Below are 12,622 nucleotides of genomic sequence, written 5' to 3'. Positions count from 1 at the left end.
GATTCGCTCGCACGCTCACTCATTGCGTCACCTCTCGGAAGATCTCGGCAAGCGTCGGCACGACCGGGCGGAAGGTACGGACCGGGCCGCGGGCGAGCGCGTCGCGCAACAGCTCCTGGTCGTCGGCGTCGGGGGCCAGCTCGACGACCGCGCGGCGGCCGTCCAGGTCGGTGAGCGTGGTGCCGGGACGGTCGCGCAGCCAGCCCAGGTCGGAGTCGACGGCCAGCTCGAACCGGCGGCGGGCGTACTGGCCACGCAGCGCCTCACGCTCGCCTGTCGCCCGGATCACGCCGTCCGCGATGATCACCACGTCGTCGCAGAGACGCTCGACCACGTCCAGCTGGTGGCTTGAGAAGAGCACCGACACGCCGGACCGGGCCCGCTCGCGCAGCACCGTGACCACGTTGTCCACCGCCATCGGGTCCAGGCCGGAGAACGGCTCGTCCAGGACCAGCACCTCCGGGTCGTGCACAAGCGCGGCGGCCACCTGGGCGCGCTGCTGGTTGCCGAGCGACAGCGTCTCCAGCTTGTCGTCCGCGCGTTCGCCAAGGCCGACCCGCTCGAGCATGTCGTCCGCGCCGCGCTTCGCCTCCGCCGCGCTCAGCCCGTGCAGCCGGCCCAGGTAGACGACCTGCTCGCGGGCGGACATCTTCGGGTAGAGGCCGCGCTCCTCCGGCATGTAGCCAAACGCCTGGCGGTCCGCCCGGGTCAGCGGGCGGCCGTCCCAGGTCACCTCGCCGGCGTCCGCGGCGAGCACGCCGAGGATGATCCGCATCGTGGTGGTCTTACCGGCGCCGTTGGCCCCGACGAAACCGGTCATCCGTCCCGCGGTCACGTCGAACGAGACGTCCTTCAGCACCTGCCGACCGGCGAACCCCCGGTCGACGGCGCTCACGCTGAGCACCTTCGTCATGCTCACCACGCTATTCGCCGAAGATCCGCTCCGCGTCCGGCGCGCGGCGGACCGTACGGGTCACCCGCGGGACGGACCCACCACGCCGTGCTCGTAGGCGAAGACCACTGCCTGCACCCGGTCGCGCAGCCCGAGCTTGGCAAGCACCCGGCTCACGTGCGTCTTCACGGTGGCCTCGCCGAGGAACAGCTGCTCCGCTATCTCCGCGTTCGTAGCGCCGCCGGCCAGCAGCACAAGCACCTCGTTCTCCCGCGGCGTCAGCTCCCCCAGGTCCGCCTTCTTCGGCGGCGCGACCTCCCCCGGCCTGGCGAACGTGGAGATCACCTTGCGGGTGAGCTGCGGGTCGAGCAGCGCGTCGCCACGGGACAGCACGTGCACGGCGTCGATCAGCGCCTCCGGCGTGCCGGTCTTCAGCAGGAACCCGCTGGCGCCCGCACGCAACGCCTCGAACAGGTAGTCGTCCCGGTCGAACGTGGTCAGGATCAGCACCGCCGGGCCGTCCTTCCCGGACGCGGCCACGATCCGCCGCGTCGCCTCCAACCCGTCCACACCCGGCATCTCGACGTCCATCAGGATCACGTCCGGGCGGAGCTGCGCGGCCCGGTCGACAGCGGTCAGACCGTCCGCGGCCTCGCCGACCACCTCGATGTCGTCCTCCGTCTCCAGGATGACCCGGAAACCGCTGCGGACCAGGTGCTGGTCGTCGGCCAGTAGAACGCGGATCATGCCGCGACCTCCTTGCTCAGGGGGAAACGTGCCCGGACGCGGAAGCCGCCTGCCTCGCGCGGGCCGGTCTCCAGCACGCCCTCGTGCGCGGCCAGCCGCTCCCGCATGCCGATCAGGCCCATGCCGCGTGTGTTAGGCGTGCTCGCGGTCCGGCCCTCGTCCGTCACGTCGATCTCCAACTCCCGGCTCAGATAGCGGATCCGCACGTCCACCGCGACCGGGCCGGCGTGCTTGAGCGTGTTGGTAAGCGCCTCCTGCACGATCCGGTACGCCGCGACCGAGACCGACTCCGGCACGTCCACCGGGTCGCCGTACACGCCGTGCTCGATCCGCAGACCGGCCTGGCGCGAACTCTCCAGCAGCGCCGGCAGGTCGCCAATGCCGTGCACCGGCCGCGTGGTCGCCTCCGCGTCAGTGGCCCGCAACACGCCGAGCATGCGGCGCAGCTCGTCGACGGCGGTCCGGGCCTCCTGCTCCACCGCGGACAGCGCGGTGCGCGCCTTGCCCACGTCCTTCTCAAGCACCCGGCGCGCGGCCGCGGCCTGCACGCCCATCACCGCCACGTGGTGAGCGACCACGTCGTGCAGCTCGCGGGCGATCCTGACGCGCTCGCTCAGCACCGCGCGTTCCGCCTCCTTCTCCTGCGAGCGGCGCAGCTCCTCCGCGCGCATCACCAGCAGGTGCCGGTCATGCGCGGCGATCCAGGCCTGGTCACCGAGGTAGTAGGCGAATCCGAAGTAGAGCGCGTTGAGGAGCAGCTGGCTGAGGATCGCGGCGATCAGCGGCGGCATCGGGCCGGCCGCGGTGGAGAACGCGTCCGGCGGCAGTTTCGGAATCTCGATCGCCAGCGAGATGCCGAGCCAGGCGAACATCGAGGCGATGACCACGATCCGGAGGATCCTCGACAGACGCCGGTCCCGCGCCCACGCGCCGGACGTGTAGATCGCGCCGAACAGCGCGATCTGCGAGAACTGGGCCTCCTGCGCGTGCCGGTACTGACTGAGGATGAACGCGGTCGCGACGGCAAGCATCACCGTCTGCGGGAAGCGGCGACGCCACATCAGCGGCAGCGTGCCGGCCACCGCCCAGGCGACCTGCTCAAGCGCGGACGGTGGATCGTCGAACATCCGGTACCCGCTGCTCGTGGACAGCACGAAGCTGAACGAGCAGCCCACCACCGCGGCCAGTCCGAAGAGCATGTCGTTACGTCGCTGATCGGCGGTCGGCCCCGGCCGCCGCCACCCGTCGTCGTCCCCCGCCGTCGTCACGCGCCCAGTCTGGCGGACTTTCCCGGCAGGGCCAAGATCAGGTAACCAGCGCCAGCCACTTCCGGTACGCGGCGGCGAACGGCTCGGTGCCGTCCCCGAGCGCGCCCATCAGCCAGTCCGCGGCCAGATGCGACTCCCGGACCAGGTCCTCCGGGTACCCGAAGCGCTCCCGGTGCTCCTCGAACTCGTCCTCGTCGCGCAGCTCCACCAGGCCTGTCGCACGCCGGCGCACCACGTCCAGGTCGAGGTCTATGAGGTGGACGGTGTCGCCCTCCCACCGGGCCTGCGTGGTGATGTCGCAGTAGACCTCACTCGTACGCGGCGGCGGGTTGAACATGCCGGTCCAGTACGCGCTGTGCGGGACGAGCAGCACGAACGGGATCCGCTCCACCGACGCCCGGCCGTGGTAGATGCTCGGCGTGCCGGCCGTCACACCCAGCCAGACCCCGAGGTCGTCCTCGGTGAGCCGACGCGCGGGGTAGTCCCGGTGTGCGGTGCCGTCATACTTCTGATAGACCACCCGGACCACGTCTGACATGAGCGCACCTTAACCGATTCGATGCACCGGTCCGCGCGATCATGGCAGCGGCTGTCAGGACGTTGCGGAAAGTTGCGCAAATTGACGGCAAGTCGTATCCGAGGCGCGTTTTACGGACACCGGCATCGGGGAACCGTCGGTGGGTCCCGGTACCGTTCCCCGGGTGACGATCGCTTCCTCCGAGACCGCCAAGACACCGTCCCCGCGTCAGCGCAAGAGTCGCGAACGCGCCGGTGAACTGCTGGCCGCCGCCGTCGGCGCGGTCCCCGGCGGCTCCACACGCCCGGGTCAGCAGCAGATGGTCGAGGCGATCGCCGACGCCATCGCCGACAAGGAGCACCTGCTGGTCCAGGCCGGCACCGGCACCGGCAAGTCGCTCGGCTACCTCACACCCGCGCTGATGGTCGACGGCCCGGTCGTCGTGTCCACCGCCACGCTCGCGCTCCAGTCGCAGCTCGTCGACCACGACCTGCCCCGGCTCGCCAAGGCCGTCAAGCCGGTCCTCGGCCGGGAGCCGTCGTTCGCCGTGCTCAAGGGCCGCCACCACTACCTCTGCCTGGCCCGCCTGGAAAACTCGCAGGAGGACGAGCCGGAGGAGGAGGGCCTGTTCGAGGTCGACTCCCCCGCCAGGCCGGCGGGCGGGTCATCCGGTTGGCTCGGCGAGTCCGGCAAGCTCGGCAAGCAGGTCGAGCGGGTCCACGAGTGGGCGATGGAGACCGAGACCGGTGACCGTGACGAGCTCGACCCCGGCGTCGACGACCGGGTCTGGCGGCAGGTGTCCATGCCGGCCCGCGAGTGCGTCGGCGCCGCCCGCTGCCCCTACGGGGACGAGTGCTTCGCCGAGGCGTCCCGCGCCCGCGCCCGCGAGGCCGACCTGGTCGTCACGAACCACAGCCTGCTCGCGGTCGACATGCTCGCGGACCGGCACATCGTGCCCCCGCACAAGCTGCTGATCATCGACGAGGCGCACGAGCTGGCCGACCGCGTCTCCTCCGCGTCCCAGGCCGAGCTGACTCCGGAGGCGATCACCGGCGCGGCCCGCCGTGCCCGCCCGGTCATCCCGGTCGACGTGCTGCAGTCGTTCCTGGAGGCCGGCGACGCACTCACCCTCGGCCTCGCCGAGGCGCCCAGCGGCCTGATCACCGGCGAGCTGCCGCAGGCACTCGCGGAGGCGTGCACGCTGCTCGGCGCCGCCACCCGCCGCGCGCTCGACTCGCTCGGCGACGTCAAGTCCGACGACCCCGACCCGGTCCGCAAGCAGCAGGCGAAGGCCGTGCTCGACGAGATCGGCAACACCGCGCAGCGCCTGCTCGAAGGCAGCGACCACGACGTCGCCTGGGTCGAGAAGCACGAGACCGGCACCCGGCGCGCGCTCGTCGTCGCACCGCTCTCCGTCGCCGGCCTGCTCTCCGAGACGCTCTACGCGGAGCGCACGGTCGTCGCCACCAGCGCCACGCTCGCGCTCGGCGGCCGGTTCGACCTGGTCGCCCGCTCGCTCGGCCTGCCGCTCGGCCCGGTCAAGCCCACCCCGATCGCGGCCGCCGCCGCAGAGGCCGCCCGCCCGGCGAACGCCGCACCCAAGCCGCCCGCCCCGGTCGAGGGCCCCGGCTGGCGCTCACTCGACGTCGGCTCCCCGTTCGACTACACCAAGCAGGGCATCCTCTACGTCGCCGCGCACCTGCCGCGCCCCGCCGCCTCCGGCCTCCCGGAAGCCGCCGGCGAGGAACTACTCAAGCTGATCACCGCGATCGGCGGCCGTACCCTCGGCCTCTTCTCGTCCCGCAAGGCCGCCCAGCAGGCCGCCGAACTGGTCCGCGCCAAGACCTCGATCCCGGTCCTGCTCCAGGGCGAGGAGGCGCTCCCGGTCCTGGTCCGCCGCTTCCGCGCCGAACGCGACAGCTGCCTCTTCGGCGTCATGTCCCTCTGGCAGGGCGTCGACGTCCCCGGCGACGCGTGCCAACTGGTGATCATCGACCGGCTCCCGTTCCCTCGCCCCGACGAGCCCCTCTCCGCCGCCCGTTCCGCAGCCGTCGACTCCACCGGCGGCTCCGGCTTCTCCTCGGTAAGCGTCCCCATCGCCGCCATCCGCCTCGCCCAGGGCGCCGGCCGCCTGATCCGCGCCTCCGGCGACAAGGGCATGGTCGCCGTCCTCGACTCCCGCCTCGAAACCGCCCGCGGCTACGGCGCCTTCCTCCGCAAGACGCTCCCCCCGTTCTGGTACACCACCAAACCCGACATCGCACTCGCCGCCCTCCAGCGCCTGGCGAAGTCCTAGATCACATTCACAAAGCCGCTTTTCCCACTCCGCGGGTGGTCCGGCCCGCACGCTCCCGCGGGCTCCCGCCCCGCGGTAGCCGGGCCACCCCCACGCCGACTCCCGCACCTGGCACGTCCCCGACGCGCCGCAGTCCCGTCGTGCCACACCAGCCCGCCGCCACCTGGCTTCCGCACCAGGGACGTCACCCGGCCTCCGCACCGGCACCTCACACGGCTCGGCGCCAGGGACGTCGCCGGGCCTCCGCGCCGGCACCTCACGGCTTGCGCACCACGGACGTCACCCGGCCTCCGTGCCGGGCACGTCACCCGGCTTGTGCCAGAGACGTCACACGGCCTCCGCGCCCGCACCTCACACGGCTTGCGCGCCAGGAACGTCACCCCGGCCTCCGCGCCGGGCACGTCACCCGGCTTGCGCCAGAGACGTCACACGACCTCTGCGCCCGCTTTCCGCACCATGCCCCCGTCCGCCGCACCGCGACTCCGCCCACGCCGCGCCAGCACGCGCAACGACGGCGGGCACCCCCGCCCCGGACGAACAATCGGTGAGTGCCGCAAAAGATAGGTCAACTTCGCTATTTGACCTATCTTTTGCGGCACTCAATGATCGTTCAGCGATGAGAGCGGCGCGCGGGCGGTGGGATCCGCCGAAGAAGAACGGCCGCCGATCCGCCGGGACGGACCAGCCGCGGTTTCACGGCGACCGGGGACGGAACGGGCTCCGAGCGGCAGAATTGTCCGCTTCGTCGGCACCACGCCCAGAGTGGAACCGGAAGCCCGGCTTGGTGCCGCGACCACCGCGAAAGCAGAAGACTCTCTTGGTGCCGCGACCACCGCCGAAGCAGAAAGACCCGCTTGATGCCGCGACCACCGCCAAAGCGGAAAGGCCCGCTCGCATCGTTGCCGGTCAGGGAGTCTCGGAGCGCACTACGACCGCCTCAGGCGGAGGCTCGGGACGATGGTGATCCGCGGTGAGGCGCCGGACGGCCGTGTTGAGGACGGCGATGAGCGGGACCGCCACCAGCGCACCGGTGATGCCGGCCAGCACCACTCCGCCGGCGATACCGATGATCACCGCAAGCGGATGGATCGCCACCGCCCTGCCCATGATCAGCGGCTGGAGGATATGTCCCTCGACCTGCTGCACCGCGATCACCACGCCCAGGATGATCAGGGCGGTCACCCAGCCGCTGTCGACAAGCGCGACCAGGATCGCGACCGCGCCGGACACCGTCGCGCCGACGATCGGGATGAACGCACCGAGGAAGACCAGCGCGGCAAGCGGAAACGGGAACGGCACGTGGAAGATGACGAGGAACAGGCCGATCCCGACCGCGTCGATGAACGCGACGAGCACTGTCGCACGGACATAGGCGACGAGCGTCTGCCAGGAGGCCTCGCCGGCGTCGGCCATCCGCCAGCGCGCGTTGACCGGGAACAGCCGTACCGTGAAACGCCAGATGTTGCGGCCGTCGCGGAGGAAGAAGAATGTGGAGAAGAGCACCAGCAGCGCGCCGGTGAACAGCTCGAACACGGTGGCGGCGGTGGAGACCGCGCCTGTGGTGAGCGCCTGGGTGTTCTGGTCGAGCCACTGCTGACCGGTGATCAGCGCGGTGTTGAACTGCTCGTCGTCCAGGTGCAGCGGGCCTTCGCGCAACCAGGTCTGGATCTGGCGGATGCCGACGGTGGCGTTCTGGCTGAGTTCGGGCAGGCCGTCGACGAACTGGGTGACGACCATGGTGAGCGTGCCGACGACCGCGCCCAGGCCGGCGACAAGCACCAGGCCCGTGGCGAGCGAGCGCGGGAACCGGAACCGGAGCAGCCAGCCCACCGCGGGTGTGAGCAGCGCGGAGAGCAGCAGCGCGATGGAGAGCGGGATGACCACGATCCGGATCGTGCCGAAGAAGCGGAGCAGCACGTAGCCGATCACGCCGACCACGATCAGGCGCCAGGACCAGGCGGCGGCGAGGCGCAGCACGTGCGGGACCTCGGCGTCGTCGCGGCTCATCGTGGACGAGTGCGACTCCGGCGAAGGTTCCTCGACCGGCGGTTCGACAACGACGGGCTCGGGCGGCTCCTGGGTCGACGACTCGTACGCGCGTCGGAGGTTGCGCCGAATTCTGCTCAGTCGTCCCACAGCCACCTCCTGACCGTATCCCTTGATCACTGTCGCACCCGCGCGCCAGGCCCGGACGGTCACCGGTAGCGTCTGGAGGCGTGAACGACGACGCCAAGCTGCCGATCCGGCTGCTGCACGACCGCGTCCTGGTCCGCATGGACGGCGCCGAGGGCGAGCGCCGCTCCTCCGCCGGGATCGTGATCCCGGCCACCGCCTCGATGGGCCGCCGTCTCTCCTGGGCGACAGCGGTCGGCGTCGGGCCGAACGTGCGGTCCGTCTCCACCGGCGACCGGGTGCTCTTCGACCCGGAGGACCGGTCCGAGGTCGAGTTGCACGGCAGGGAGTTCGTGCTGCTCCGCGAGCGCGACGTGCACGCCGTGGCCGCGGAGCGCGTCGAGTCGGACGGGACCGGCCTCTACCTGTAATAGCTGGTGATCGGGATCGGCACCACAGGCGTGGCGGGCGCCTCGATCGGCCGGCTGACCCCGTCGGGGAACGTGATGTGGTACCGCTCGCCGTCCCAGCGGGCCTGCGGCGTCTGCGGGTCACGGCCGACGAAGACGGACCGCTCGGCGGAGATCTGTGCGAGCAGCGCCGCCTCCTCGACCTGAGCCGACCCGATCTTGGCGTAGAGCCCTCGGTCGATGCCGTCGCGCAGCAGCGCCAGCTTGGTCGCGGAGAACTGGAAGCCCTTCATCGCCTTCAGACCGGGGTCGCCGGCGACGCGCTTGGCCCAGCGGCGGGCCGAGTGCCGGCGGCCAAGGCTGCTCAGCGTGGCGACCTCGGGCGGGGAGAGCCAGCCGGCCCGCACGTACGCCGGGAGCGTGCGCTCGGTGAGCCGCCCCTCCCAGCCGCGCAACCAGATCGCGAAGCCGACCGTGCCGAAGAAGACCGGGATCATCAGGCCCAGGTAGCCGTAGAGCAGCACGATCGGCTCGCCGGTCGCCACCACGAGCGAGGGCAGCAGGTTCCACGTGCCGTGCAGCATCATCGCGACAAGCAGGCCGGAGATCGGCGCGAGGTAGCGGACCGGGCGATCAGCGGCGCGGGCCGCGACACCGAGGCCGACGCCGGCCATCGAGGTGAAGAGCGGGTGCGCGAAGCCGGTGAACAGGATGCGCACGATGAAGATCAGGAAGAGCTGCTGGGCGCCGCTTGCCGGGCCGTACTGCTCGTTGCTTGCCGCGTACCCGTGCCCGCCCAGGTAGAGGATGTTCTCCACCATGGCGAAGCCGATCGCGGAGAGCCCACAGTAGACGATGCCGTCGGTGATGCCGGACCACTCGCGACGCCGCCGCCAGAGCAGCAGCACCGGGCCGAGCGTCTTCATCGTCTCCTCGATGAACGGCGCCACAAGCGTCGCGACAAGCGAGTCGGACAGGCCCCAGCCCTCGAAGAAATACGACGCGTAGGTGTTGACCACAAGGGCGGTGCCGGTCGCCACGAACGCGCCCCAGGCGAAGCAGAACGCGAGGTAGCCGACCGGCTCGGGCTCGTACCGGTCGAGCCACATGAAGCAGCCGATCAGCACCGGCACCGGCAGCAGCGCCGCGACGCTGCCGAGCAGCAGCCCGTCGATGCCGATGTTGAAACCGAGGAAGACGGTCACCGCGATGGCACACCCGGCGATGAACACGATCATCCCGGCCAGCCCGACGATCCGCCAGATCCGCTTTCGCCTGCTGGGATCGGGCAATGCCGGCGCCGGCACCGCATCATCCGGTGGAGGCGACGACGGCTGCGGCGGCTCCGGTGAAATCTCCGACATGGGATCAGCGTATCCAGAACGGGCTTGCCAGGATCACCGAGTGCATGGCTATGATTGCCACCAGGTCACGAGTGCCAGCAGATAGCCCCGGCTTGCTGGCCGGCAACCCTCGTCAGTTCGCGGTGGGGTGCCCCGGGTGATGACCGGGCCTGTGCGAAGTCGCACGGGCAAGCGCGGACCCCGTTCCCGACATGTGCTCGGGGTCCCTTGAGACCCCGGAGGTCGTCGCATGTCCACGATCACGCTGCCATTCCTCGCCGACGTCGACGCCGTCGAGACCGCGCCGACCGTGCTCGGCGTGCCCGGTCAGATCAACCTCGACTACGCCGCGACCGCGCCCTGTGCGACCGCGGCCGCTGAGGCGGTCAACGCGATCCTGCCCTGGTACGCCAGCGTGCACCGCGGCGCCGGCGCGCTCTCCCAGCGCTGCACGCTCGCCTACGAGCGGGCCCGGCAGACCGTCGGCGACTTCCTCGGCGCCCGCGCGGAGGACCACGTGATCTTCACGCGAAACACCACCGACGCGCTCAACCTGCTGGCCGCCGTGCTGCCGGCCGGCACGACAGTGGTCACGTTCGGCGGCGAGCACCACGCGAACCTGCTGCCCTGGCCCGGCAACCCGCTGCGCCTGCCGGTCCCGGCCTCCCCCGCCGAGGCGGTCCGCACGCTCAGTGCCGCGCTGGCCGAGCTGCGCCGTGGCACGAACGCGCCGGAGCACATCCTGGTGGCCGTGACCGGCGCCAGCAACGTCACAGGCGAGGTCTGGCCGATCGCGGAGCTGGCCCGGATCGCGCACCTGCACGGCGCCCGGATCGCGCTTGACGCTGCGCAGCTGGCCCCGCACCTGCCGGTGGACATCACCGCGCTGGACGTGGACTACGTGGCGATCTCCGGGCACAAGCTCTACGCCCCGTTCGGCGCGGGTGTGCTGGCCGGGCGCGGCGACTGGCTTGACGCGGCCGACCCGTACCTGCGCGGCGGCGGCGCCACGGCCCGGGTCGGCGCCGGCACCCACGACGTGATCTGGAACACCGGCCCCGCGCGCCACGAGGCCGGCACGCCGAACCTGCTCGGTGCCGTCGCGCTTGCCGCGGTCTGTGCCGCGCTGCAGGTCGCCGACCGGGACGCGCTGCGGGCCGCCGAGGAGCGGCTGGTCACCCGGCTGCGGGACGGCCTGGCGTCGATCCCGGGCGTGGTGGAGCTGCGCACGTTCGACCGGGATGCGGAGCGGGTCGGCATCGTCTCGTTCGCGGTGGCCGGGCGGGACTCGTCCGCGGTCGCCACGGAGCTCGGCCGCGAGCACAACATCGGCGTCCGGGACGGCCTGTTCTGCGCGCACCCCCTGGCCAAGCGCCTGCTGACCGAGGCGTCCGCGCGCTCCGGCCTGTCGCTGCCGCCGACCGCGCTGCGGGTCAGCGTCGGCCTTGGCAGCACCGAGGCCGATGTGGACGCGCTGATCAACGCCCTGCGCTGAGCCCGCTGGGCAGATCGACACCTCCGGGCAGATCAAGATCAAATTCTTGATCTGCCCGGTTGATCGCACATCACCACCCGAGGCCTCCCGGCGACACCGGTCGGCCGCGGGCGGCCTCCCTGCCAGGTCCGTGGCCGCAAGATCAAATTCCGGGCGGCGGGGTAGCACCTGACACTTCTCGCCCGCCTTTGCTCTGCTTACATGGATGAATCGCCCAAATCGCTCTGCCGAGCGGTCGCTCACAACCCGATCGCTCGGCCACTCGCAACTCGACCGCTCGCCGCTCGGCCACTCAGCCGCTCGATCGCACCGGCGCAGAGCCGTACCCGCCTATGAGCGGGCGTCGCAGGGCTCAGGGCTCGATCGAGGGTGCGTGGCGCCCGAACGCGCGGCGGACCTGCCGGATCGCCTCCTCGTGCGCCACCCCCGAGGCCCGGACCAGGTCCGTCGCGGTGGAGCGGACCTGTGCCACCACCACGGAGCCGGAGAAGCCGACGCCGTCCGCGTAGGCCCGGCCCGCCTGGGATGCCGCGCTCAGCGCCCGGCCCCGCGCGGCCTCCGGTTCGACGCCCAGTTCCAGTTCGGTGCGGAGCAGTTCGACCGACTCGCCGAGCGCGCCGACCGCGTCCACGAGCGTGGGCGGCACCGGCTCGCCGTCGTTGAGCATGGTGATCACGCGCCGGACCAGCACCCGGCTGTTGCGCAGCGCGTGCGCCACGTACTGCGCGCTGTCCAGGTATTGGGCGAGTGGCGCGCGGGCCCGCCAGCGGACCGGCGCGAGCGTGGCGTTCTCCCGGCCGGCCTTGATCGCCTCGTCCATCGTGGTCAGGTCGGCCTCGGCCGCGCGCAGCCGGTCCAGCACCTCGACGGCCCGGCTCGCCTCGCCCTCGCGCAGCGCGGCGGACGCGTCCCGCAGGCCGTACGCGAGCAGGTCAAGCGCCGGGTTGGCCGCGCGGGTGACCACTGTGAGCGGGTTGATCGGCAGCAGCAGCGCCATCACTGTCAGGCCGACCGCGCCGCCGATCAGCGCATCCCAGAACCTGCCCAGGTAGATGCCGTCGGTCGGCGGCGTGAGCGTGGCGACAAGCACTGCGGACGAGCTGGCCTGCACGACAAGCGACGAGCCGCCACCGAGGAAGATCGCGGAGACCACGGCCAGCCCGACGGACAGGCCGATCTGCCACGGCCCGGTGCCGATCAGCAGGATCAGCAGGTCGCCGACCGCGATGCCCAGCGCCACGCCGATGACCAGTTCGAACGCGCGCCGCAACCGCTGCCCCACCGAGACGGCGAGCGTGATCACGGCCGCGATCGGCGCGAAGAACGGTGTCTCGTGGCTGAGCAGGTCGTTCGCGATCAGCCAGGCGATGCCTGCGGCCACGCCGGTCTGCAACGCGAGGCCGCTGTTGCCGCGCACCCGGGTCAGGCGCTCGCGGAAGGTGCCGCCGGACCGCCGGCCCAGATCGGCCACCCGCTCGCCGAACGGCACGCTGCCCATGTGACCGACACTACCGGTGATCATCGCCGGTCGGCTGCCAGGAT

General features: G+C 71.5%; 10 protein-coding genes and 1 riboswitch. Of the genes, 3 read left to right on the top strand and 7 right to left on the bottom strand.

Annotated elements, in window-relative coordinates:
• Positions 1-19: 19 nt before the first annotated feature.
• From ACIA8K_RS12170 to ACIA8K_RS12155, 4 genes are all read right to left on the bottom strand, one after another.
• Positions 20-913 carry an ABC transporter ATP-binding protein gene (locus ACIA8K_RS12170; RefSeq protein WP_396057838.1) on the bottom strand — a complete coding sequence of 298 codons (894 nt, stop codon included), beginning with the start codon at positions 911-913 and terminating at the stop codon, positions 20-22.
• 60 nt (positions 914-973) lie between these two features.
• Positions 974-1,639: a response regulator gene (locus ACIA8K_RS12165; RefSeq protein ID WP_396057836.1), complete on the bottom strand. Its 666-nt coding sequence runs from the start codon at positions 1,637-1,639 to the stop codon at positions 974-976.
• Positions 1,636-2,838 carry a sensor histidine kinase gene (locus ACIA8K_RS12160; protein WP_396058513.1) on the bottom strand — a complete coding sequence of 401 codons (1,203 nt, stop codon included), beginning with the start codon at positions 2,836-2,838 and terminating at the stop codon, positions 1,636-1,638. The genes ACIA8K_RS12165 and ACIA8K_RS12160 overlap by 4 nt, the downstream gene beginning before the upstream one ends.
• 106 nt (positions 2,839-2,944) lie before the next feature.
• Complete coding sequence (locus ACIA8K_RS12155; protein ID WP_396057834.1) at positions 2,945-3,445, bottom strand: DUF402 domain-containing protein; 501 nt, start codon at positions 3,443-3,445, stop codon at positions 2,945-2,947.
• A gap of 169 nt (positions 3,446-3,614) precedes the next feature.
• On the opposite strand from ACIA8K_RS12155, the gene ACIA8K_RS12150 reads away from it, so the two are divergent.
• On the top strand, positions 3,615-5,720 hold the full coding sequence (locus ACIA8K_RS12150; RefSeq protein ID WP_396058511.1) for an ATP-dependent DNA helicase: 2,106 nt from the start codon (positions 3,615-3,617) through the stop codon (positions 5,718-5,720).
• Positions 5,721-6,626: 906 nt separating this feature from the next.
• Here the strand turns inward: ACIA8K_RS12150 and ACIA8K_RS12145 are convergent.
• A complete protein-coding gene (locus ACIA8K_RS12145) occupies positions 6,627-7,862 on the bottom strand; it encodes an AI-2E family transporter (protein WP_396057832.1) in 1,236 nt (411 codons plus the stop codon).
• 74 nt (positions 7,863-7,936) lie between these two features.
• Between ACIA8K_RS12145 and ACIA8K_RS12140 the strand changes: the two genes are divergently transcribed.
• On the top strand, positions 7,937-8,263 hold the full coding sequence (locus ACIA8K_RS12140) for a GroES family chaperonin (protein WP_396057830.1): 327 nt from the start codon (positions 7,937-7,939) through the stop codon (positions 8,261-8,263).
• On the opposite strand, the gene ACIA8K_RS12135 is transcribed toward ACIA8K_RS12140, so the two are convergent.
• Complete coding sequence (locus tag ACIA8K_RS12135) at positions 8,254-9,606, bottom strand: PrsW family intramembrane metalloprotease (RefSeq protein WP_396057828.1); 1,353 nt, start codon at positions 9,604-9,606, stop codon at positions 8,254-8,256. The genes ACIA8K_RS12140 and ACIA8K_RS12135 overlap by 10 nt on opposite strands.
• Before the next feature lie 63 nt (positions 9,607-9,669).
• A riboswitch (SAM riboswitch) is annotated at positions 9,670-9,786 on the top strand.
• 49 nt (positions 9,787-9,835) lie between these two features.
• Here ACIA8K_RS12135 and ACIA8K_RS12130 point away from each other — a divergent pair.
• Positions 9,836-11,080 (top strand): aminotransferase class V-fold PLP-dependent enzyme, encoded by a 1,245-nt coding sequence (locus ACIA8K_RS12130; RefSeq protein WP_396057826.1) that lies wholly within the window; start codon positions 9,836-9,838, stop codon positions 11,078-11,080.
• Between the two features lie 352 nt (positions 11,081-11,432).
• Here the strand turns inward: ACIA8K_RS12130 and ACIA8K_RS12125 are convergent, their stop codons facing one another.
• Entirely contained in the window at positions 11,433-12,578 is a 1,146-nt protein-coding gene (locus tag ACIA8K_RS12125; protein WP_396057824.1) for an aromatic acid exporter family protein, read from the bottom strand.
• Positions 12,579-12,622 lie beyond the last annotated feature (44 nt).

Source organism: Catenuloplanes sp. NPDC051500, assembly GCF_044454585.1.
Classification (GTDB): Bacteria; Actinomycetota; Actinomycetes; order Mycobacteriales; family Micromonosporaceae; genus Catenuloplanes.
This window is presented reverse-complemented; position numbering and strand designations above follow the sequence as displayed.

Bases quoted from the DNA above. Each gene is read 5' to 3' on its own strand.
- ACIA8K_RS12170 (WP_396057838.1), bottom strand. From the start codon at position 913: ATGACGAAGGTGCTCAGCGTGAGCGCCGTCGACCGGGGGTTCGCCGGT.
- ACIA8K_RS12165 (WP_396057836.1), bottom strand. From the start codon at position 1,639: ATGATCCGCGTTCTACTGGCCGACGACCAGCACCTGGTCCGCAGCGGT.
- ACIA8K_RS12160 (WP_396058513.1), bottom strand. From the start codon at position 2,838: ATGCTCTTCGGACTGGCCGCGGTGGTGGGCTGCTCGTTCAGCTTCGTG.
- ACIA8K_RS12155 (WP_396057834.1), bottom strand. From the start codon at position 3,445: ATGTCAGACGTGGTCCGGGTGGTCTATCAGAAGTATGACGGCACCGCA.
- ACIA8K_RS12135 (WP_396057828.1), bottom strand. From the start codon at position 9,606: ATGTCGGAGATTTCACCGGAGCCGCCGCAGCCGTCGTCGCCTCCACCG.
- ACIA8K_RS12130 (WP_396057826.1), top strand. From the start codon at position 9,836: ATGTCCACGATCACGCTGCCATTCCTCGCCGACGTCGACGCCGTCGAG.
- ACIA8K_RS12125 (WP_396057824.1), bottom strand. From the start codon at position 12,578: ATGGGCAGCGTGCCGTTCGGCGAGCGGGTGGCCGATCTGGGCCGGCGG.